General features: G+C 43.0%; 34 protein-coding genes. All 34 read left to right on the top strand.

What is annotated here, in order from left to right; translation table 11 throughout:
* Positions 1 to 457: 457 nt before the first annotated feature.
* On the top strand, positions 458 to 766 hold the full coding sequence (rpsJ, locus tag ABE65_RS00595; protein ID WP_053356198.1) for a 30S ribosomal protein S10: 309 nt from the start codon (positions 458 to 460) through the stop codon (positions 764 to 766).
* Between the two features lie 49 nt (positions 767 to 815).
* Complete coding sequence (rplC, locus tag ABE65_RS00600; RefSeq protein ID WP_066390667.1) at positions 816 to 1,454, top strand: 50S ribosomal protein L3; 639 nt, start codon at positions 816 to 818, stop codon at positions 1,452 to 1,454.
* A 17-nt stretch (positions 1,455 to 1,471) separates the two neighbouring features.
* Positions 1,472 to 2,095 carry a 50S ribosomal protein L4 gene (gene rplD / locus ABE65_RS00605; RefSeq protein ID WP_066390669.1) on the top strand — a complete coding sequence of 208 codons (624 nt, stop codon included), beginning with the start codon at positions 1,472 to 1,474 and terminating at the stop codon, positions 2,093 to 2,095.
* Positions 2,095 to 2,382, top strand: a complete 288-nt coding sequence (rplW, locus tag ABE65_RS00610; protein ID WP_066390671.1) for a 50S ribosomal protein L23 — start codon at positions 2,095 to 2,097, stop codon at positions 2,380 to 2,382. The genes rplD and rplW overlap by 1 nt, the downstream gene beginning before the upstream one ends.
* A gap of 28 nt (positions 2,383 to 2,410) precedes the next feature.
* Entirely contained in the window at positions 2,411 to 3,241 is an 831-nt protein-coding gene (gene rplB, locus ABE65_RS00615; protein ID WP_066390675.1) for a 50S ribosomal protein L2, read from the top strand.
* 57 nt (positions 3,242 to 3,298) lie between these two features.
* Entirely contained in the window at positions 3,299 to 3,577 is a 279-nt protein-coding gene (gene rpsS, locus ABE65_RS00620) for a 30S ribosomal protein S19 (protein ID WP_066237951.1), read from the top strand.
* Positions 3,578 to 3,596: 19 nt separating this feature from the next.
* On the top strand, positions 3,597 to 3,938 hold the full coding sequence (gene rplV, locus ABE65_RS00625) for a 50S ribosomal protein L22 (RefSeq protein WP_066237948.1): 342 nt from the start codon (positions 3,597 to 3,599) through the stop codon (positions 3,936 to 3,938).
* Positions 3,939 to 3,941: 3 nt separating this feature from the next.
* Positions 3,942 to 4,601, top strand: coding sequence for a 30S ribosomal protein S3 (gene rpsC / locus ABE65_RS00630; protein ID WP_066237945.1), 660 nt, complete (start codon positions 3,942 to 3,944; stop codon positions 4,599 to 4,601).
* 2 nt (positions 4,602 to 4,603) lie between these two features.
* Positions 4,604 to 5,038 (top strand): 50S ribosomal protein L16, encoded by a 435-nt coding sequence (gene rplP / locus ABE65_RS00635; RefSeq protein WP_066237943.1) that lies wholly within the window; start codon positions 4,604 to 4,606, stop codon positions 5,036 to 5,038.
* Positions 5,028 to 5,231, top strand: coding sequence for a 50S ribosomal protein L29 (gene rpmC, locus ABE65_RS00640; protein ID WP_066237940.1), 204 nt, complete (start codon positions 5,028 to 5,030; stop codon positions 5,229 to 5,231). Before rplP ends, rpmC begins: the two co-directional genes overlap by 11 nt.
* 22 nt (positions 5,232 to 5,253) lie before the next feature.
* Complete coding sequence (gene rpsQ / locus ABE65_RS00645; protein WP_066390676.1) at positions 5,254 to 5,517, top strand: 30S ribosomal protein S17; 264 nt, start codon at positions 5,254 to 5,256, stop codon at positions 5,515 to 5,517.
* Positions 5,518 to 5,562: 45 nt separating this feature from the next.
* Complete coding sequence (rplN, locus tag ABE65_RS00650) at positions 5,563 to 5,931, top strand: 50S ribosomal protein L14 (protein ID WP_066237936.1); 369 nt, start codon at positions 5,563 to 5,565, stop codon at positions 5,929 to 5,931.
* A 57-nt stretch (positions 5,932 to 5,988) separates the two neighbouring features.
* Positions 5,989 to 6,300 (top strand): 50S ribosomal protein L24, encoded by a 312-nt coding sequence (rplX, locus tag ABE65_RS00655; protein ID WP_066294477.1) that lies wholly within the window; start codon positions 5,989 to 5,991, stop codon positions 6,298 to 6,300.
* Positions 6,301 to 6,326: 26 nt separating this feature from the next.
* Positions 6,327 to 6,866 (top strand): 50S ribosomal protein L5, encoded by a 540-nt coding sequence (gene rplE, locus ABE65_RS00660; RefSeq protein WP_066390678.1) that lies wholly within the window; start codon positions 6,327 to 6,329, stop codon positions 6,864 to 6,866.
* Positions 6,867 to 6,890: 24 nt separating this feature from the next.
* On the top strand, positions 6,891 to 7,076 hold the full coding sequence (rpsN, locus tag ABE65_RS00665; RefSeq protein ID WP_066390681.1) for a 30S ribosomal protein S14: 186 nt from the start codon (positions 6,891 to 6,893) through the stop codon (positions 7,074 to 7,076).
* Between the two features lie 32 nt (positions 7,077 to 7,108).
* On the top strand, positions 7,109 to 7,507 hold the full coding sequence (gene rpsH, locus ABE65_RS00670; RefSeq protein ID WP_066390683.1) for a 30S ribosomal protein S8: 399 nt from the start codon (positions 7,109 to 7,111) through the stop codon (positions 7,505 to 7,507).
* Positions 7,508 to 7,531: 24 nt separating this feature from the next.
* Entirely contained in the window at positions 7,532 to 8,071 is a 540-nt protein-coding gene (rplF, locus tag ABE65_RS00675) for a 50S ribosomal protein L6 (protein ID WP_066390685.1), read from the top strand.
* Between the two features lie 31 nt (positions 8,072 to 8,102).
* The gene (gene rplR / locus ABE65_RS00680) at positions 8,103 to 8,465 is read left to right on the top strand and encodes a 50S ribosomal protein L18 (RefSeq protein WP_066237916.1); all 363 of its coding nucleotides are present in this window, start codon (positions 8,103 to 8,105) and stop codon (positions 8,463 to 8,465) included.
* 14 nt (positions 8,466 to 8,479) lie between these two features.
* Complete coding sequence (gene rpsE, locus ABE65_RS00685) at positions 8,480 to 8,980, top strand: 30S ribosomal protein S5 (RefSeq protein WP_066237913.1); 501 nt, start codon at positions 8,480 to 8,482, stop codon at positions 8,978 to 8,980.
* A gap of 14 nt (positions 8,981 to 8,994) precedes the next feature.
* Positions 8,995 to 9,183, top strand: coding sequence for a 50S ribosomal protein L30 (gene rpmD / locus ABE65_RS00690; RefSeq protein WP_066237910.1), 189 nt, complete (start codon positions 8,995 to 8,997; stop codon positions 9,181 to 9,183).
* 31 nt (positions 9,184 to 9,214) lie between these two features.
* Positions 9,215 to 9,655 (top strand): 50S ribosomal protein L15, encoded by a 441-nt coding sequence (gene rplO, locus ABE65_RS00695; protein WP_066390689.1) that lies wholly within the window; start codon positions 9,215 to 9,217, stop codon positions 9,653 to 9,655.
* On the top strand, positions 9,655 to 10,956 hold the full coding sequence (gene secY, locus ABE65_RS00700) for a preprotein translocase subunit SecY (RefSeq protein ID WP_066390690.1): 1,302 nt from the start codon (positions 9,655 to 9,657) through the stop codon (positions 10,954 to 10,956). The genes rplO and secY overlap by 1 nt, the downstream gene beginning before the upstream one ends.
* Positions 10,957 to 11,024: 68 nt before the next feature.
* Positions 11,025 to 11,678: an adenylate kinase gene (locus tag ABE65_RS00705; RefSeq protein WP_066390692.1), complete on the top strand. Its 654-nt coding sequence runs from the start codon at positions 11,025 to 11,027 to the stop codon at positions 11,676 to 11,678.
* A complete protein-coding gene (gene map / locus ABE65_RS00710; RefSeq protein WP_066390693.1) occupies positions 11,675 to 12,421 on the top strand; it encodes a type I methionyl aminopeptidase in 747 nt (248 codons plus the stop codon). Before ABE65_RS00705 ends, map begins: the two co-directional genes overlap by 4 nt.
* 14 nt (positions 12,422 to 12,435) lie before the next feature.
* Positions 12,436 to 12,759, top strand: coding sequence for a KOW domain-containing RNA-binding protein (locus tag ABE65_RS00715; RefSeq protein ID WP_066390694.1), 324 nt, complete (start codon positions 12,436 to 12,438; stop codon positions 12,757 to 12,759).
* Positions 12,752 to 12,970: a translation initiation factor IF-1 gene (gene infA, locus ABE65_RS00720; RefSeq protein ID WP_066237890.1), complete on the top strand. Its 219-nt coding sequence runs from the start codon at positions 12,752 to 12,754 to the stop codon at positions 12,968 to 12,970. Before ABE65_RS00715 ends, infA begins: the two co-directional genes overlap by 8 nt.
* A gap of 35 nt (positions 12,971 to 13,005) precedes the next feature.
* Positions 13,006 to 13,119: a 50S ribosomal protein L36 gene (rpmJ, locus tag ABE65_RS00725; RefSeq protein ID WP_007203526.1), complete on the top strand. Its 114-nt coding sequence runs from the start codon at positions 13,006 to 13,008 to the stop codon at positions 13,117 to 13,119.
* A gap of 21 nt (positions 13,120 to 13,140) precedes the next feature.
* Complete coding sequence (gene rpsM, locus ABE65_RS00730; RefSeq protein ID WP_066390695.1) at positions 13,141 to 13,506, top strand: 30S ribosomal protein S13; 366 nt, start codon at positions 13,141 to 13,143, stop codon at positions 13,504 to 13,506.
* A gap of 20 nt (positions 13,507 to 13,526) precedes the next feature.
* Positions 13,527 to 13,922, top strand: coding sequence for a 30S ribosomal protein S11 (gene rpsK, locus ABE65_RS00735; RefSeq protein ID WP_066237883.1), 396 nt, complete (start codon positions 13,527 to 13,529; stop codon positions 13,920 to 13,922).
* A 143-nt stretch (positions 13,923 to 14,065) separates the two neighbouring features.
* A complete protein-coding gene (locus tag ABE65_RS00740) occupies positions 14,066 to 15,010 on the top strand; it encodes a DNA-directed RNA polymerase subunit alpha (protein WP_066390697.1) in 945 nt (314 codons plus the stop codon).
* Between the two features lie 58 nt (positions 15,011 to 15,068).
* Entirely contained in the window at positions 15,069 to 15,431 is a 363-nt protein-coding gene (gene rplQ, locus ABE65_RS00745; protein WP_066237878.1) for a 50S ribosomal protein L17, read from the top strand.
* A 367-nt stretch (positions 15,432 to 15,798) separates the two neighbouring features.
* The gene (locus ABE65_RS00750; RefSeq protein ID WP_066390698.1) at positions 15,799 to 16,629 is read left to right on the top strand and encodes an energy-coupling factor ABC transporter ATP-binding protein; all 831 of its coding nucleotides are present in this window, start codon (positions 15,799 to 15,801) and stop codon (positions 16,627 to 16,629) included.
* Positions 16,614 to 17,480 carry an energy-coupling factor ABC transporter ATP-binding protein gene (locus tag ABE65_RS00755; protein ID WP_066390699.1) on the top strand — a complete coding sequence of 289 codons (867 nt, stop codon included), beginning with the start codon at positions 16,614 to 16,616 and terminating at the stop codon, positions 17,478 to 17,480. Before ABE65_RS00750 ends, ABE65_RS00755 begins: the two co-directional genes overlap by 16 nt.
* Before the next feature lies 1 nt (position 17,481).
* Complete coding sequence (locus ABE65_RS00760; protein WP_066390700.1) at positions 17,482 to 18,279, top strand: energy-coupling factor transporter transmembrane component T family protein; 798 nt, start codon at positions 17,482 to 17,484, stop codon at positions 18,277 to 18,279.
* The last annotated feature ends 2 nt before the right edge of the window (positions 18,280 to 18,281 follow it).

Raw genomic sequence — 18,281 nt, forward strand, 5'->3', positions numbered from 1 at the left:
AAACTTTAAGATTACCGGTGAACGCGTAATAAATATAAAAACACGTAGCGTAAAATCCACAATAGATAACCCCTGCACCTAGTAAACAAAATCACACGGAATTAACAACTCCCCGACAATTCAAAGAACTATCTTCACCAATCATTTAAACCCATTTAAACATCTTTCTACTATATATAGAAGAAACACATTCAAATATGCAAAAGAAGAAAAAGGAAGTTGAAATCCGTGAATAAAGTCTCTATAATAGAAAAAGTGCGATTAGCAATAAATAAATGCAAATAACACTTGCATTGGGCGTTGCTTTTCTCTATAATAAGTAATGTTGGTCATTCACTGCGATGATCCGGAAGGTTGCTGACACACTAGGCCCCTTTGCCATGGCTGGTGATATCAGGTTGAATTTCCGCGGAGCAATGTCTGTTTATCAAAATAGGCGAATAAAGGAGGGAAAAAAATGGCAAAGCAAAAGATTCGTATCCGTTTAAAGGCGTATGATCACAGAATTCTTGATCAATCAGCTGAAAAAATCGTAGAAACTGCTAAGCGTTCAGGAGCAAAGGTATCTGGTCCTATCCCACTACCTACTGAGAAAGCGATCTACACGATCCTTCGTGCGGTTCATAAGTACAAGGACTCTCGTGAGCAGTTCGAAATGCGTACTCATAAGCGCTTGATCGATATTATCGAGCCAACACCACAAACAGTTGATTCGTTAATGCGTTTGGATCTACCGTCTGGTGTAGACATCGAAATTAAACTATAATTTCACGTTTGCTTATAAATATTTTACTTATTAATAGGAGGTGTGACGAATGACCAAAGGAATCTTAGGTAGAAAAATTGGTATGACTCAAGTTTTCGCAGAAAACGGAGATCTAATTCCAGTTACTGTAGTAGAAGTAACTCCTAACGTTGTTCTTCAAAAGAAATCCGTTGAGAATGATGGCTACGAAGCTATCCAACTTGGATTTGATGATAAAAAAGACTCTCGTTCTAACAAGCCACAAGCAGGACATGCTGCTAAAGCTAGCACGAGCCCTAAGCGCTACGTTAAAGAATTCCGTAATGTTGATGTTGCGGGATACGAAGTTGGTCAGGAAGTCAAAGCTGACATTTTTGCAGAAGGTGACGCTGTAGACGTTACTGGTACATCTAAAGGAAAAGGATTCCAAGGTGTTATCAAACGTCACGGGCAATCACGCGGACCAATGAGTCACGGTTCCCGTTACCACCGTCGTCCTGGTTCAATGGGTGCAGTTGACCCTAACCGTGTTTTCAAAGGGAAAGCATTACCTGGACGTACTGGCGGAGATACAGTAACTGTACAAAACTTAGAAGTTGTAAGAGTTGATGCAGAACGTAATCTTCTACTAATCAAAGGTAACGTACCTGGAGCGAAAAAGAGCTACGTTACAATTAACTCTGCTGTTAAAGCAAAGGATGCTAAATAAGGAAGGAGGACAATCTGATGCCAAAAGTAGCATTATTTAAACAAGATGGTACTCAAGCTGGCGATATCGAATTAAACGATTCCGTTTTCGGTATTGAACCAAATAAAAGCGTGCTTTTCGACGCTGTTATTATGCAGCAAGCATCACAGCGCCAAGGAACGCACGATGTAAAGAACCGTTCTGAAGTTGCTGGTGGTGGACGCAAGCCTTGGAAACAGAAAGGTACTGGACGTGCTCGTCAAGGATCTATCCGTTCTCCACAATGGGTTGGCGGTGGAGTGGTTTTCGGACCAACACCAAGAAGCTATTCTTACAAATTACCTAAGAAGGTTCGTCGCTTAGCTATTAAATCAGCGCTATCTTCTAAGGTTCTAGATAACGACTTGATCGTTTTAGAAGGACTTGCATTCGAAGCTCCTAAAACAAAGGAAATGATGCAAGTACTTGCAAATCTATCCGCAGATCGTAAAGCATTAGTTGTAACTGCTGATTACAATGACGCTGTTGCATTGTCTGCACGTAACATCCCTGGCGTAACAGTTGTTACGGCTAACGGCGTTAGTGTTCTTGACGTGTTAAACCACGACAAGCTTCTTATGACTAAAGACGCTGTGGAAAAAGTAGGGGAGGTGCTCGCATAATGGAAGCTCGTGATGTGATTAAGCGCCCCGTTATTACAGAGCGTTCTACTGAAATAATGGCTGACAAAAAATACACGTTCGAAGTAAACCCTCGTGCTACTAAGACTCAAATCAAAGGCGCACTAGAAGAAATCTTTGGCGTGAAAATTCAATCTGTTAACACTGCTAACTACAAAGGTAAGTTTAAGCGTGTAGGCCGTCATACTGGTTACACTTCTAAACGTAAAAAAGCTGTAGTTACATTAACTCCAGAAAGCAAAGAACTCGACTTTTTTGAAGGAGTTTAAAAAGAACTCGTAAAGGAGGGAAATTACAATGGGTATCAAAAAGTTTAAACCGACAACTAACGGTCGTCGTAACATGTCTCAGCTTGACTTTGCTGAAATTACAACTGACCAACCAGAAAAATCCTTGCTTGCTCCTCTTAGCAAAAAAGCTGGGCGTAACAACCAAGGTAAACTAACTGTTCGTCACCAAGGTGGAGGACACAAGCGTAAGTATCGTATCATCGATTTCAAACGTAACAAAGACGGAATACCAGGTCGCGTTGCTACAATCGAGTACGATCCAAACCGTACGGCTAACATTGCGCTAATCCACTATGCAGATGGTGAGAAGCGTTATATCTTAGCTCCAAAAGGAATTAAAGTAGGGCAAGAAATCATGTCCGGTACTGAAGCTGATATTAAAGTAGGTAACTCACTTCCATTAGCTAACATTCCTGTAGGTTCTACAATTCACAACATCGAACTTAAGCCTGGTAAAGGTGGACAATTGGCTCGTTCAGCTGGTGCTGAAGCTCAACTTCTTGGTAAAGAAGAAAAGTACGCGCTAGTTCGTCTAGGTTCTGGTGAAGTTCGTATGATCCTTCTTACTTGCCGCGCAACTATCGGTCAAGTTGGAAACTTAGAGCATGAACTTGTAAACGTTGGTAAAGCAGGTCGTTCTCGTTGGAAGGGTATCCGCCCAACAGTTCGTGGTTCTGTAATGAACCCTAACGATCACCCACACGGTGGTGGTGAAGGACGCGCTCCAATCGGACGTAAATCACCAATGTCTCCATGGGGTAAACCAACTCTTGGATATAAAACTCGTAAGAAAAATAGCCAAACTGACAAGTACATTGTACGTCGTCGCAAAAAATAATGTGATTGTACTACGGTTCAATCGAGCCGTAGCGCAAACACAAAGGGAGGTTCTCAAATGGGTCGCAGTTTGAAAAAAGGGCCTTTTGTAGATGACCACTTGATGAAAAAGGTCGAGGCACTTAATGAATCTAACGACAAGAAAGTAGTTAAAACTTGGTCTCGTCGTTCTACGATTTTCCCTGACTTCATCGGTCACACAATCGCTGTTTATGATGGTCGTAAACACGTGCCGGTTTATTGTACAGAAGATATGGTCGGTCACAAGTTAGGTGAGTTTGCACCTACTCGTACTTACAAAGGCCATGCAGCTGATGATAAGAAAACAAGACGTTAATTGAGGGGAGGTACACAAAATGGAAGCAAAAGCAATTGCTAAACAAGTGCGTATTGCTCCTCGTAAAGCTCGCATCGTAATCGATTTGATTCGAGGCAAGCAAGTAGGTGAGGCACTTGCGATTCTACGTTTGACGCCTAAAGCAGCTTCTCCTGTAATTGAAAAGGTGCTTAAGTCTGCTATCGCAAACGCAGAACACAACTATGAAATGGAACCGAACAACTTGGTGATTAAGCAAGCGTTCGTTGATGAAGGTATTACTCTTAAGCGTTTCCGTCCTCGTGCGATGGGTCGCGCAAGCCGTATCAACAAACGTACTAGCCACATCACAATCGTTGTTTCTGAAAAGAAGGAGGGTTAAGACGTGGGTCAAAAAGTAAATCCAATAGGTCTACGTATTGGCGTCATCCGTGACTGGGATTCAAAATGGTACGCTGAAAAGGATTACGCTAATCTTTTACATGAAGACCTTAAGATCCGTTCTTATATTGAAAAGCGTTTAAAAGACGCTGCTGTATCAGGTGTTGAAATCGAACGTGCAGCTAACCGTGTGAATATCACAATCAAAACTGCTAAACCAGGAATGGTTATCGGTAAAGGTGGATCTGAAGTTGAAGCACTTCGTAAAGCCCTTAACGACATCACTGGTAAAAGAGTTCACGTAAACATCTTTGAAATCAAACAAGCTGACGTTGATGCTAAGCTAGTAGCTGAAAACATCGCTCGTCAACTTGAAAACCGTGTATCTTTCCGTCGTGCTATGAAGCAAGCGATCCAACGTGCAATGCGTATGGGTGCGAAAGGTATCAAAACACAAGTGTCAGGCCGTCTTGGCGGAGCTGATATCGCTCGTGCTGAACATTATAGTGAAGGTACAGTTCCTCTTCACACACTTCGTGCAGACATCGATTACGGTACTGCTGAAGCAGACACAACTTACGGTAAGCTTGGAGTTAAAATCTGGATTTATCGTGGTGAGGTCCTTCCAACAAGAGGAACGAAAAAAGAGGAAGGAGGCAAATAATTATGTTATTGCCAAAACGTGTTAAATATCGTCGTGAACACCGCGGTAAAATGCGTGGGAACGCAAAAGGCGGTACTGAAGTTCATTTCGGAGAATTCGGTTTGCAAGCTCTTGAAGCTAGCTGGATTACTAACCGTCAGATCGAAGCAGCTCGTATTGCGATGACTCGTTATATGAAGCGTGGCGGTAAAGTATGGATTAAAATTTTCCCGTCTAAGCCTTACACTGCAAAGCCTCTAGAAGTCCGAATGGGATCTGGTAAAGGTGCTCCTGAAGGATGGGTTGCTGTAGTTAAGCCAGGAAAAGTTATGTTTGAAATCGCAGGTGTCTCTGAAGAAGTGGCACGCGAAGCGTTGCGTCTTGCAGCACACAAGCTTCCTGTAAAATGTAAGTTTGTTAAACGCGAAGAAGTGGGTGGTGACACAAATGAAGGCTAATGATATTCGTAACCTGACCACTGCAGAAGTTGAACAAAAAGCAAAAGCACTTAAAGAAGAGCTTTTTAACCTTCGTTTCCAACTAGCGACAGGTCAACTTGAAAACCCGGCCCGCATTCGTGAAGTTCGTAAAGCAATTGCCCGTGCAAAAACGGTTTTACGCGAAAGAGAGCTTGGGATTACTAACGGTTAAATCTTGAGAGGAGGTTCGCACAATGAGTGAACGTAACCAGCGCAAGGTGTACACTGGTCGTGTTGTTTCTGACAAGATGGACAAAACGATTACAGTGCTTGTTGAAACATACAAGACTCACACTTTATATAACAAACGCGTTAAATACTCTAAAAAGTTAAAAGCGCATGATGAAAACAACACTGCTAAGATTGGCGATATCGTAAAGGTTATGGAAACGCGTCCGCTTTCTAAAGACAAGCGATTCCGTCTAGTTGAAGTAGTACAAGAAGCAGTAATTATTTAATAAATTGTTCGGATTATACTCATATCCGAAAGGAGGTCCATTCGCATGATTCAACAAGAATCCCGTTTAAGAGTAGCTGATAACTCCGGTGCGAAAGAGTTACTTTGCATTAAAGTTCTTGGTGGTTCTGGTCGTAAGTACGCTAACGTTGGTGACATTATCGTTTGTTCGGTTAAGTCCGCAACACCAGGTGGCGTTGTTAAGAAAGGTGACGTTGTTAAAGCGGTAGTGGTACGTTCTAAGCGTGGTATGCGCCGTAACGACGGATCTTACATCCGCTTTGATGAGAACGCGGCTGTAATCGTTAAGGATGATAAAGGTCCTCGAGGAACTCGTATCTTCGGACCAGTAGCACGTGAACTTCGTGACAAGCAATTTATGAAAATCGTATCTCTTGCTCCAGAAGTTCTTTAATATATTTACTAGCAAGGCGTTTATTGTCTTGTAAGGAGGTGCAACATCACAATGCCATTGCATGTGAAAAAAGGCGATAAAGTACAAGTTATTTCCGGCAAGGATAAAGGTAAACAAGGTGTGATCCTTGAAGCTTATCCGAAGCTAAACAGAGTGCTTGTTGAAGGCGTGAACGTTGTTAAGAAACACGCAAAACCTTCTCAAGCTAATCCACAAGGTGGAATCCTTAGCCAAGAAGCACCAATTCATGCTTCTAACGTAATGCCTCTTGACCCTAAAACTGGTGCTCCTACTCGTGTAGGCTACAATGTAGTTGATGGGAAAAAAGTTCGTGTGGCCAAAAAATCTGGTGAAACCCTAGATAAATAAGTCTCAGAGTGAAAGGAGGACACATAATGAACCGTCTACAAGAGCGATATAAAGCAGAGATCTTACCATCTCTAATGGAAAAGTTTAATTACACTTCAGTAATGCAAGCACCAAAGATCGAAAAAATCGTTATCAACATGGGTGTTGGTGAAGCAGTATCCAACTCTAAAGTGTTAGATACAGCAGTAGAGGAACTTACAGCAATCGCTGGTCAAAAGCCTGTGATCACGCGTGCTAAGAAATCTATCGCTGGATTCAAACTTCGTGAAGGTATGCCGATCGGATCAAAAGTTACACTTCGCGGAGAGCGCATGTATGACTTCCTTGATAAGTTAATCAGCGTTTCCCTTCCACGTGTACGTGACTTCCGCGGGGTTTCCAAGAAGTCTTTCGACGGCCGCGGTAACTACACGCTTGGAGTTAAAGAGCAATTGATCTTCCCGGAGATCGACTATGATAAAGTTAACAAAGTTCGCGGAATGGACATCGTTATCGTAACGACTGCGAACACTGACGAAGAAGCACGTGAGCTTCTTACACAAGTCGGAATGCCGTTCCAAAAATAACCTTTAGCCAAAGGAGGTTTACCCGTGGCAAAGAAATCCATGATTGCTAAGCAACAACGCAAGCAAAAGTTCGGAGTGCAAGAATATACGCGCTGTGAACGTTGCGGGCGTCCTCATTCAGTAATCCGCAAGTTCAAACTGTGCCGTATTTGTTTCAGAGAACTTGCTTACAAAGGTCAAATTCCTGGCGTTAAAAAAGCCAGCTGGTAATACCCTGAAAAAAGGGAAGGAGGTAACTAGTAATGGTTATGACAGATCCAATTGCAGATATGCTTACTCGTATCCGCAACGCAAACACTGTTCGTCACGATAAATTGGAGCTTCCTGCTTCTAATATGAAAAAAGAAATTGCAGAAATCCTAAAGCGTGAAGGTTTTGTTCGCGATGTGGAATATGTAGAGGATAGCAAACAAGGAATGATTCGTATCTTCCTTAAGTACGGTTCTAACAATGAGCGTGTAATCTCAGGTCTTAAGCGTATCTCTAAGCCTGGTCTACGTGTTTATGCAAAATCAACTGATCTTCCACGTGTACTTGGAGGACTTGGTATTGCGATCGTATCTACTTCTAAAGGCATTATGACTGATAAAGAAGCTCGCCAATCACAAATGGGTGGCGAAGTACTAGCGTACGTTTGGTAATAAATAGCGAATGGAGGTGTCAACATGTCTCGCGTAGGTAACAAACCGATTGAAGTTCCAGGTGGCGTTACAATCGATGTTGCAACTGACAACACGGTTTCTGTAAAAGGCCCTAAAGGTGAACTTTCTCGCAAATTCAATGCTGACATTAAGATTAATGTTCAAGATAACGAAATTACTGTGGAACGCCCGAGCGACCACAAAGAGCACCGTGCATTGCATGGTACAACTCGTAGCGTACTAAACAACATGGTTATCGGTGTAACTAACGGTTATGAAAGAGCTCTAGAAATTATCGGGGTTGGATATCGTGCTTCCAAAGCTGGTAACAAGCTTGTACTTAACGTAGGTTACTCACATCCTGTTGAAATCGTTCCTGAGCAAGGAATCGACATCGAAGTACCTTCTAACACGAAGGTAATCGTTAAGGGTATTGACAAGCAACGTGTTGGTGAAGTTGCTGCAAACATCCGTTCAGTTCGTTCACCTGAGCCTTACAAAGGTAAAGGTATTCGTTACGAAGGTGAATTCGTTCGCCGTAAAGAAGGTAAAACTGGTAAATAAAGCCGTTAGGTAGCGGAAAGGAGTGCAAAGGATGATCACGAAAGCAGATAAGAATGTCGCTCGTAAGAAAAGACATGCTCGTGTTCGCCGCGTTGTAAGCGGAACAGCACAACGTCCTCGTTTGAACGTATTCCGTTCTACAAAGCACATCTATGCTCAATTGATCGATGATCAAGCAGGTGTAACAATTGTATCTGCATCTTCCCTTGATAAAGGTGTAAGTGTAGAAAACGGTGGAAACGTAGATGCTGCTAAAGCGATTGGTCAAGAAATCGCTAAGCGCGCAGTTGAAAAAGGAATCAAATCGGTAGTATTTGACCGAGGCGGATATTTATATCACGGACGTATTAAAGCATTAGCAGACGCAGCTCGTGAAGCTGGGTTAGAATTTTAATCGAAGGAGGGAACCTGATGCGTATCGACCCTAACAAACTTGAACTTGAAGAACGCGTCGTTACCGTTAACCGTGTAGCTAAGGTAGTAAAAGGTGGACGTCGTTTCCGCTTTGCTGCAGTAGTTGTAGTTGGTGACAAAAACGGTCACGTTGGATTCGGTACTGGTAAAGCCCAAGAGGTACCAGAAGCGATCCGTAAGGCGATTGAAGATGCTAAGAAGAACTTAGTAACTGTACCGATCGTAAAAACAACAATTCCTCACCAAGTAATTGGACGCTTTGGAGCAGGTAACGTACTTCTTAAGCCTGCATCTGAAGGTACTGGGGTAATTGCTGGTGGACCTGTACGTGCAGTATTGGAGCTTGCTGGTGTAGGTGACATCCTTTCTAAGTCACTTGGATCTAACAACCCAATCAACATGGTTCGTGCAACTATCGAAGGTTTGAAAAATTTAAAGCGTGCTGAAGACGTTGCGAAACTTCGCGGTAAATCAGTACAAGAGCTTTTAGGTTAAGGAGGGAACTTTAGATGGCTAAGAAATTAGAAATCACCCTCACTCGTAGTGTAATCGGCCGTCCTGAAAACCAACGTATCGTTGTTAAGACACTTGGTTTGCGCAAAATGCACCAGACGGTTGTACACGAAGATAACGCGGCTATCCGCGGTATGGTTAACAAGGTGTCTCACCTTTTAACAGTGAAAGAATTAGAAGCTTAATAAGATAAATAAATCATGAGGAGGTGCTCAGATGAAACTTCATGAGTTGAAGCCATCAGAAGGATCCCGTAAAGTTCGCAACCGTGTAGGTCGCGGTATCGGATCAGGCAATGGTAAAACAAGTGGTCGTGGTCATAAAGGTCAAAACTCTCGTTCAGGCGGTGGTGTTAGACCTGGATTCGAAGGTGGACAAAATCCACTAGCACGTCGTTTACCGAAACGTGGATTCACAAACCCTACTCGTAAAGAGTATGCAGTTGTAAATCTTGAGAAGCTAGTTCGTTTTGAAGAGGGCACAGTAGTTACTCCGGAACTTCTTATCGAAACAGGAGTAGTTAGCAGTCTTAAAAACGGAATCAAAGTTCTTGGAAATGGCAAGTTAGAAGCTAAGCTTACAGTTAAGGCGCACAAATTCTCTGTTTCTGCTAAAGAAGCAATTGAAGCAGCGGGCGGAACTACTGAGGTGATCTAATGTTCCAGACAATCTCCAACATTATGCGTGTGGGTGATCTGAGAAACAAGATATTGTTTACACTTGCTATGCTGGTAGTGTTCCGTCTAGGAACATTTATCCCAGTACCAGGCGTAAATCGCGATGTACTGAAATTCAGTACAGGCGACAGTGCTAACATTTTTGGTTTTTTGAATACGTTTGGCGGTGGAGCTTTACAGAACTTCTCCATTTTCGCTATGGGTATCATGCCGTATATTACAGCATCGATCATCGTGCAGCTTCTGCAGATGGACGTTGTTCCTAAATTTACGGAGTGGAGTAAGCAAGGTGAAGTTGGGCGTAAGAAATTAGCTCAGTTCACTCGTTATGGAACTATTGTTCTTGGTTTTATCCAGGCAATCGGTATGTCTATCGGTTTTAACAATCTTTTCCCAGGACTTATTCAAAACCCTAGTATGTCTACGTATCTTTTTATCGCGTTAGTTTTAACTGCAGGTACTGCATTCTTAATGTGGTTAGGTGAGCAGATTACCCTTAAGGGGATTGGAAACGGAATTTCAGTTCTGATTTTTGCGGGGATTGCCGCAGCTATTCCTACAGCAGTTAACCAGCTTTTCACAACGCAATTTGAAGGTGGTAACGATCAGTTATTCATGCATATTGTAACGATCGTACTGCTTGCTCTTGCGATTGTACTCATTATTATGGGTGTTATCTTTATTCAACAAGGTGTTCGGAAAATCCCGATTCAGTATGCAAAGCGAGTCGTTGGAACAAAGCCTGTTGGCGGCCAGTCAACTCATCTTCCGATTAAAGTTAACGCAGCAGGTGTTATCCCGGTTATCTTCGCGATTTCCTTGATCATCACGCCAAGAACTGTTGCTGGCTTCTTCGGACAGAATGATGTTACGACTTGGATTATCAACACGTTTGACTACACGAAACCAGTCGGAATGATTATATATGCGCTCCTTATTATTGGATTCTCGTATTTCTATACGTTCATCCAAGTAAATCCGGAGCAAATGGCGGAAAACTTAAAGAAGCAGGGTGGATACATTCCGGGCATTCGTCCAGGAGCTAACACTCAAACTTATATAACAAGAATTCTGTATCGATTAACATTTGTTGGATCTCTATTCCTGGCTGCAATTGCAGTCCTGCCAGTTGTCTTTACAGCAATTCCAGGTTTGAACCTTCCGCCAGCCATTCAAATTGGTGGAACAAGCTTGCTGATTGTTGTAGGTGTGGCATTAGACACCATGAAGCAAATTGAGAGTCAGCTGATCAAGCGACACTACAAAGGCTTCATAAAATAAGAGCACGGGAAGATTCATCTTCCCACATGCTCTTAAAAAAAGACGATTGTGATTTATGGAGGGATTAGATGTATCTAGTCTTAATGGGATTGCCCGGAGCAGGTAAGGGTACTCAAGCAGAAAGAATTGTTGAGAAATACGGAATACCTCATATCTCTACTGGAGATATGTTCCGAGCAGCAATTAAAGAGGAGACTCCTCTTGGACTTGAGGCAAAATCGTACATGGATGCGGGTAACCTCGTTCCTGACGAAGTTACAATCGGTATCGTACGTGACCGACTTTCTAAAAAAGACTGCGAAAAAGGATTTTTACTTGATGGATTCCCTCGGACAGTTGCCCAAGCGGAAGCATTAGAAGAAATCACAACAGAGCTTGGAAGAACGATTGATTATGTGTTAAACATTTCAGTAGATTCTGATCAGCTTATGCAGCGATTAACAGGTCGTCGGATTTGCCAAACATGCGGAAGCACGTATCATGTAATATTCAACCCGCCAAAGGTTGAAGGAGTATGTGATAAAGACGGCGGTACGCTTATCCAACGTCAAGATGATAATGAAGAGACCGTTCGAAACCGTTTAAATGTAAACATGAAGCAGGCTAAACCACTGCTTGATTTTTATGGTGAAAAAGGTTACCTGAAAAACATGAATGGTGATCAGGATATCGACAAAGTCTTTCAAGACATTGACCAACTTATTGGGGGATTGGCGAAATGATAATCTGCAAAACACCGCGAGAGATTGAAATCATGCGGGAGGCAGGTCGCATTGTTGCCTTAACTCATCAAGAGTTAAAAAAACACATTAAGCCTGGCATAACTACTAAGGAACTGGATAAAATTGCTGATACGTTTATCCGCAGCCAAGGTGCAATTCCTTCATTTAAAAACTATAATGGTTTTAGTGGAAGCATCTGTGCTTCTGTGAATGAAGAACTTGTGCACGGAATTCCAGGTAAACGCGTACTCAACCATGGCGACATTATCTCTATAGATATTGGGGCGAAGTACAAAGGATACCACGGTGACTCCGCTTGGACGTATGGAGTTGGCGAGATTTCAGATGAAGCTCAAAAACTTCTGGATGTAACCGAAGAGTCTTTATATAAAGGACTTGAAAAAGCAAAAGCCGGTGCCCGGTTAACTGACATTTCTCATGAGATACAAAAGTATGCTGAGAGTGAAGGGTTTTCTGTTGTTCGCGAATACGTTGGACACGGAATAGGCCAGGACTTACATGAGGACCCGCAAATTCCTCATTATGGACCGCCTGGTAAAGGGCCGGTGCTGAAAAAGGGCATGGTTCTAGCAATAGAGCCTATGATTAATGCGGGAACTCGCTATGTTCGAACATTATCCGATAACTGGACGGTTGTCACAACGGATGGCAAATGGTGTGCTCACTTTGAACACACGGTTGTCATTACGGAAGAAGGCTTTGAAATCTTAACAAAGATCTAAGTGAAGGTGATGAGATGGTAAGCGAATCTGATTCGGTACCGAACATAGGTCAACTGGTTCGGATACTAAAAGGAAGAGACGCAGATCGGTTAGGTGTGATTGTCGGTATTCTCGATGGGCGTTTCGTCCTCGTAGCAGATGGTGACAAGAGAAAGTTTGATCGAGCCAAGCGCAAGAACCTAAACCACTTAGAACTGCTGGATTTTACTTCTCCGGAAGTTGTTAAAAGCATTCTTGAAACAGGTCGTGTAACCAATGGCAAATTGCGTTATGCAGTAGCGAAGTTTTCCGACGAGAAAGTCATTGCTCTGAAGAAGGGAGATCAAGTCGATGGCTAAAGATGATGTTATTGAGGTCGAAGGTACAGTAATTGAACCTCTTCCGAACGCCATGTTTCGTGTTGAACTAGAAAACGGACACAAAGTTCTAGCACACGTTTCTGGAAAGATTCGTATGCACTACATTCGAATTCTTCCAGGGGATAAAGTAACCGTAGAATTGTCTCCGTATGACTTATCACGTGGTCGTATAACGTATCGTTTTAAATAATCAATGTACTCCGTGACATAAGGAGGTTATAAAAAATGAAGGTAAGACCATCAGTCAAGCCAATATGTGAAAAATGTAAAGTGATTCGCCGCAGAGGCACTGTAATGGTGATCTGTGAAAATCCGAAACATAAACAAAAACAAGGTTAATATACAGGAGGTGCAAAAATTATGGCACGTGTTGCAGGTGTAGATATTCCTCGTGATAAGCGAGTAGTAATCTCTTTAACATACATCTTCGGTATCGGTAAAACAAAAGCACAGCAAATTCTTGCTGGAGCTGGAGTTTCTGAAGATACACGCGTTCGTGATCTTACTGAAGATGAATTAAATAAAATCCGCGAAGTCATCGATGGACACAAAGTGGAAGGTGACCTTCGTCGTGAAGTATCACTAAACATCAAGCGTCTAATCGAGATCGGAGCATATCGTGGTGTTCGTCATCGTCGTGGATTACCAGTACGTGGTCAAAACACGAAGAACAACTCCCGTACTCGTAAAGGACCTCGTCGTACAGTAGCGAATAAGAAAAAGTAAGTAAAGGAGGTAAACTCTAAATGGCAAAAGCACGTAAGACTAATACACGTAAACGTCGTGTCAAAAAGAATGTTGAAGTCGGCGTAGCACATATCCGTTCTACATTCAACAACACGATCATTACGATCACTGACACGCACGGGAACGCAATCTCTTGGGCGACTGCTGGTCACCTAGGATTTAAAGGTTCTCGTAAGTCTACTCCGTTCGCAGCACAAATGGCAGCTGAAACAGCTGGTAAAACTGCAATGGAACATGGTATGAAAACGTTGGAAGTATCCGTTAAAGGACCTGGTGCTGGACGTGAAGCAGCAATCCGTGCCCTTCAAGCGGTAGGCTTAGAAGTAACAGCTATTCGTGACGTTACTCCTGTACCTCACAACGGTTGCCGCCCGCCAAAACGCCGTCGCGTGTAACAATATACACGGTATATATTTCTATAACTTGTCTATAATGGTTATAGTGAAAGTTTTGGTAAATGATAAGTCGGAATGCCTATGGGGAATTTCGGCTGGAAACCTCCAGCCGAGATTCGACGTTTGAAGGAGGGTTCAGTTGAATGATCGAAATCGAAAAGCCAAGAATTGAGACGGTTGAAATCAGCGACGATGCCACATACGGAAAGTTTGTTGTTGAACCACTTGAACGTGGATACGGGACTACACTAGGCAACTCCTTGCGTCGTATCTTGTTGTCCTCACTACCTGGTGCAGCAGTTACATCTATTCAGATCAATGGCGTATTGCATGAGTTCTCTACAGTTGAAGGTGTAGTTGAAGATGTTACAACCATCATCTTAAACCTAAAGAAACTTGCAATGAAGATTTACTCTGATGAAGAGAAGACACTTGAAATCGATGTACAAGGTGACGGTGTTGTAACAGCTGGCGACATTACACATGACAGCGATGTTGAAGTCCTTAACCCGGATCTTCATATCGCAACACTAGCAAAAGGAGCTCATTTCCAAATGAAGCTTCATGCAAAACGTGGTCGTGGTTATGTACAGGCAGAAGGCAATAAACGCGAAGACCTGCCGATCGGAGTAATTCCTGTTGATTCTATTTACACGCCAATTTCGCGTGTAAACTATCAAGTGGAAAACACTCGTGTAGGACAAGTAACAAACTATGATAAGCTAACGCTTGATGTATGGACAGATGGGAGCATTCGTCCAGAGGAAGCAGTTTCTCTTGGTGCGAAGATCATTAGCGAACATTTAAACATTTTTGTTGGCTTAACAGATCAAGCTCAGAACGCTGAAATTATGGTAGAAAAAGAAGAAGACCAAAAAGAAAAAGTACTTGAGATGACGATCGAAGAACTTGATCTTTCTGTTCGTTCTTATAACTGCCTAAAGCGTGCTGGCATTAATACAGTTCAAGAACTTGCGAATAAGTCTGAAGAAGACATGATGAAAGTACGCAACCTTGGAAAGAAATCTCTTGAAGAAGTTCAAGAGAAACTTGAAGAGCTAGGTCTTTCATTACGCGCTGACGATTAATTCGTAATACGCGCTTTTTCAAGACGAGAGAGAAACGCGCAGAGGAGGGAATACAAGCATGGGATACCAAAAGTTAGGTCGTGTATCTGCGGTTCGTAAAGCAATGCTTCGTGATTTAGCTACTGATTTAATCATCAACGAGCGTATTGAAACTACAGAAGCACGTGCAAAAGAAGTTCGTAAATTTGCTGAGAAAATGATTACGCTTGGTAAGCGTGGAGACCTTCATGCTCGCCGTCAAGCTGCATCGTTCCTTCGTAACGAAGTAGCAGACGCTGAGTCTGGACAAAGATCTCTACAAAAGCTTTTCAGTGATCTTGCACCTCGCTATGCAGAGCGTAACGGTGGTTACACTCGCATCGCAAAAATCGGCCCTCGCCGTGGTGATGGTGCACCAATGGTTATCATTGAATTAGTTTAATAAAACGTATGAAAGGGCGGGATCAAGTCTTCAATGACAATCTTGCCCTTTTTTATTTTTATTGAAAAATCTAGTAGTATTTGTGAGAGTTGATTTGCGCTCCAGGTGCTCGCTTTCCGCGGGGCAGGCGGTGAGCCCCTTGCCGCTTTGCGCCTTAAGGGTCTCACCTGACCGCTTGTCCTAGCCGAGAGTCTCGCACCTTGCGCTCCAATCAACTTTTCAATGAAGGGACAAACAATTCCAAAGCAAAAAACCTTTAGAAAAGTTATTGAAAGTTCGCCGCCCATCATTGTTGAAAATAATTTATACAAACTACTACGAGCAGAGAACAGCTTAGAATGAGCAGCAGTTAAGAGGAGGATGTCACATGGAAAACATCATTACCGTTAAAGATGTGACCTTTAGTTATCCGGGAGAAGAGACACCTACGCTTAAAGGTGTAACGCTAGACGTGCATAAAGGGGAGTGGCTTTCGATCGTGGGCCATAACGGCTCTGGGAAGTCCACGTTGGCAAAAATGCTCAACGGACTGTTGTTGCCTACTGAAGGTGCTGTATATGTCTCACAGTACACGACAGGCCGTCCTGACGACATTTGGGAAGTGAGAAGACTTGTAGGGATGGTCTTTCAAAATCCAGATAACCAGTTCGTGGGTACAAGCGTACAAGATGATATAGCGTTTGGACTTGAAAATTTCGGAGTTCCCCGTGAAGAGATGGTTAAGCGTATCAATGAAAGTGTAGCAAGAGTGGGAATGGAAGCTTTTTTAAACCAGGAACCTCATCAGTTATCCGGTGGTCAGAAACAAAGAGTCGCGATCGCTGGGATATTGGCGCAGAAACCTTCTGTTATCGTATTGGATGAGGCGACATCGATGCTTGATCCGATCGGTAGAATCGAAGTTATCGATACCGTGCGCGAACTGAATAAAAAAGAAGGCATCACTGTCATTTCCATCACTCATGATTTAGAGGAAGCGCTAAGTGCAGACAGAGTTGTCGTCATGAAAATGGGAGAGAAGGCAGCTGAGGGGATACCTGAAGACATTTTTCAGCAGCGTGAACTGTTGAAATCGGCCGGTCTGGATTTACCGTTTTCACTAAAGTTAAGTGAGGCTCTTCGCCAACAAGGTGTGGAGCTTGATAAAAGCTATTTAACGCAGGAAGAGCTGGTGAATGCATTATGGAAATTAGCATAAACCGTTTAGAGCATCGATATATGGAGGGAACTCCGTTCGAGAGACGAGCCCTGCACGATATTAATCTCGACATCGCGGATGGTACTTTCCTTGCTTTGATCGGGCACACTGGCTCTGGAAAGTCTACGCTTATCCAACATCTTAACGGATTGTTAAAACCTTCAGCAGGCTCGATAAAGATGGGCAGTACTGAACTTAAAGCTGGTGGGAAGAAGCAAGATTTAAAATCACTTCGAAAAAAAGCCGGGATTGTTTTTCAGTATCCTGAACATCAGCTTTTTGAAGAAACGGTAGAAAAAGATATCATGTTTGGTCCACGGAATTTTGGTGTGTCTGAGGAAACAGCTCGACTCACGGCAGCTAAAGTAATCGAGATGGTTGGACTACCAGAGAATGTTCTAACGAAGTCTCCTTTTGACTTAAGCGGTGGCCAGATGCGCCGTGTGGCGATTGCAGGTGTCCTTGCTATGAACCCTGAGGTGCTGATTTTGGACGAGCCTACAGCAGGACTTGATCCAGCTGGGCGTGTTGAGATCATGGAGCTGTTCTATTCCCTGCATGAGAGAAACAACCTTACGACCATACTTGTTACTCACAGTATGGAGGATGCATCGAGATACGCAGATGAGATTGCTGTCATGCATAAAGGTGAACTGTATCTGCATGGTAAACCGACTGAGATCTTTAGTGAACGAGAAGCACTCCAGAAAGCAGGATTAGATGTGCCGGAGACCGTTCAATTTTTACAAAAGTGGAATGAGAAGTCTGGTCTTCATCTTACTTTAACGAAGTTTATAGTAGAAGAGCTGGCTAAACAGGTTAGTCAGAGTCTGAAGAAGAGGGGGAACTAGTATGCTGCAGAATGTAATCATCGGGCAGTATTATCCAGCCTCCTCTCCACTTCATCGAATGGATTCACGTTCGAAGCTCATTGCTGCCTTCTTTTATTTGTTTATTGTTTTTCTAGCGAACAACTGGGTGACTTATGGAGTGCTGATCGCTTTTACGGTTGTAACGATCAGTCTGTCAAAAGTTCCATTTCGTTTTTTATATAAAGGATTAAAGCCGATTCTTTTACTCGTCGTGTTTACGATGCTTTTGCATATTTTCTTAACAAAAGAGGGCAATCTGCTTTATAAAGCAGGCTTTCTTGAAATATACGAAGGCGGAGTGATTCAAGGGATATTCATCGCACTAAGACTTTTACTTCTTGTTATGATGACGTCACTTTTGACCTTAACAACAACACCGATTGATATTACAGACGGGTTGGAGCACTTATTAGGTCCATTGAAAAAGTGGAAACTGCCTGTTCACGAATTCGCGTTAATGATGTCGATCTCACTCCGGTTTATTCCAACACTTTTACAAGAGACGGAAAAGATCATGAAAGCGCAGATGGCACGTGGAGCTGATTTCACGAGCGGACCGATAAAAGAACGAGCAAAAGCTTTTGTACCGCTCTTGGTGCCGTTATTTGTTTCATCGTTCAAGCGGGCTGAAGAACTCGCTCTAGCGATGGAGGCAAGAGGATACCGCGGTGGAGAAGGCAGAACTCGACTGCGTGCGCTAGCGTGGCATCAACGTGATACGTTTGCTCTGCTGCTATTAGCACTGCTGACGCTTTCGCTATTCTTATTACGCAATTAAAG

The organism is Fictibacillus phosphorivorans, from assembly GCF_001629705.1.
Lineage (GTDB): Bacteria > Bacillota > Bacilli > Bacillales > Fictibacillaceae > Fictibacillus > Fictibacillus phosphorivorans_A.

Excerpts from the sequence above, each read along its gene's own strand:
- rpsJ (WP_053356198.1), top strand. The coding sequence starts at position 458 with ATGGCAAAGCAAAAGATTCGTATCCGTTTAAAGGCGTATGATCACAGA.
- rplC (WP_066390667.1), top strand. The coding sequence starts at position 816 with ATGACCAAAGGAATCTTAGGTAGAAAAATTGGTATGACTCAAGTTTTC.
- rplD (WP_066390669.1), top strand. The coding sequence starts at position 1,472 with ATGCCAAAAGTAGCATTATTTAAACAAGATGGTACTCAAGCTGGCGAT.
- rplW (WP_066390671.1), top strand. The coding sequence starts at position 2,095 with ATGGAAGCTCGTGATGTGATTAAGCGCCCCGTTATTACAGAGCGTTCT.
- rplB (WP_066390675.1), top strand. The coding sequence starts at position 2,411 with ATGGGTATCAAAAAGTTTAAACCGACAACTAACGGTCGTCGTAACATG.
- rpsS (WP_066237951.1), top strand. The coding sequence starts at position 3,299 with ATGGGTCGCAGTTTGAAAAAAGGGCCTTTTGTAGATGACCACTTGATG.
- rplV (WP_066237948.1), top strand. The coding sequence starts at position 3,597 with ATGGAAGCAAAAGCAATTGCTAAACAAGTGCGTATTGCTCCTCGTAAA.
- rplP (WP_066237943.1), top strand. The coding sequence starts at position 4,604 with ATGTTATTGCCAAAACGTGTTAAATATCGTCGTGAACACCGCGGTAAA.
- rpmC (WP_066237940.1), top strand. The coding sequence starts at position 5,028 with ATGAAGGCTAATGATATTCGTAACCTGACCACTGCAGAAGTTGAACAA.
- rpsQ (WP_066390676.1), top strand. The coding sequence starts at position 5,254 with ATGAGTGAACGTAACCAGCGCAAGGTGTACACTGGTCGTGTTGTTTCT.
- rplN (WP_066237936.1), top strand. The coding sequence starts at position 5,563 with ATGATTCAACAAGAATCCCGTTTAAGAGTAGCTGATAACTCCGGTGCG.
- rplE (WP_066390678.1), top strand. The coding sequence starts at position 6,327 with ATGAACCGTCTACAAGAGCGATATAAAGCAGAGATCTTACCATCTCTA.
- rpsH (WP_066390683.1), top strand. The coding sequence starts at position 7,109 with ATGGTTATGACAGATCCAATTGCAGATATGCTTACTCGTATCCGCAAC.
- rplF (WP_066390685.1), top strand. The coding sequence starts at position 7,532 with ATGTCTCGCGTAGGTAACAAACCGATTGAAGTTCCAGGTGGCGTTACA.
- rplR (WP_066237916.1), top strand. The coding sequence starts at position 8,103 with ATGATCACGAAAGCAGATAAGAATGTCGCTCGTAAGAAAAGACATGCT.
- rpmD (WP_066237910.1), top strand. The coding sequence starts at position 8,995 with ATGGCTAAGAAATTAGAAATCACCCTCACTCGTAGTGTAATCGGCCGT.
- rplO (WP_066390689.1), top strand. The coding sequence starts at position 9,215 with ATGAAACTTCATGAGTTGAAGCCATCAGAAGGATCCCGTAAAGTTCGC.
- secY (WP_066390690.1), top strand. The coding sequence starts at position 9,655 with ATGTTCCAGACAATCTCCAACATTATGCGTGTGGGTGATCTGAGAAAC.
- ABE65_RS00705 (WP_066390692.1), top strand. The coding sequence starts at position 11,025 with ATGTATCTAGTCTTAATGGGATTGCCCGGAGCAGGTAAGGGTACTCAA.
- map (WP_066390693.1), top strand. The coding sequence starts at position 11,675 with ATGATAATCTGCAAAACACCGCGAGAGATTGAAATCATGCGGGAGGCA.
- ABE65_RS00715 (WP_066390694.1), top strand. The coding sequence starts at position 12,436 with ATGGTAAGCGAATCTGATTCGGTACCGAACATAGGTCAACTGGTTCGG.
- infA (WP_066237890.1), top strand. The coding sequence starts at position 12,752 with ATGGCTAAAGATGATGTTATTGAGGTCGAAGGTACAGTAATTGAACCT.
- rpmJ (WP_007203526.1), top strand. The coding sequence starts at position 13,006 with ATGAAGGTAAGACCATCAGTCAAGCCAATATGTGAAAAATGTAAAGTG.
- rpsM (WP_066390695.1), top strand. The coding sequence starts at position 13,141 with ATGGCACGTGTTGCAGGTGTAGATATTCCTCGTGATAAGCGAGTAGTA.
- rpsK (WP_066237883.1), top strand. The coding sequence starts at position 13,527 with ATGGCAAAAGCACGTAAGACTAATACACGTAAACGTCGTGTCAAAAAG.
- ABE65_RS00740 (WP_066390697.1), top strand. The coding sequence starts at position 14,066 with ATGATCGAAATCGAAAAGCCAAGAATTGAGACGGTTGAAATCAGCGAC.
- rplQ (WP_066237878.1), top strand. The coding sequence starts at position 15,069 with ATGGGATACCAAAAGTTAGGTCGTGTATCTGCGGTTCGTAAAGCAATG.
- ABE65_RS00750 (WP_066390698.1), top strand. The coding sequence starts at position 15,799 with ATGGAAAACATCATTACCGTTAAAGATGTGACCTTTAGTTATCCGGGA.
- ABE65_RS00755 (WP_066390699.1), top strand. The coding sequence starts at position 16,614 with ATGGAAATTAGCATAAACCGTTTAGAGCATCGATATATGGAGGGAACT.
- ABE65_RS00760 (WP_066390700.1), top strand. The coding sequence starts at position 17,482 with ATGCTGCAGAATGTAATCATCGGGCAGTATTATCCAGCCTCCTCTCCA.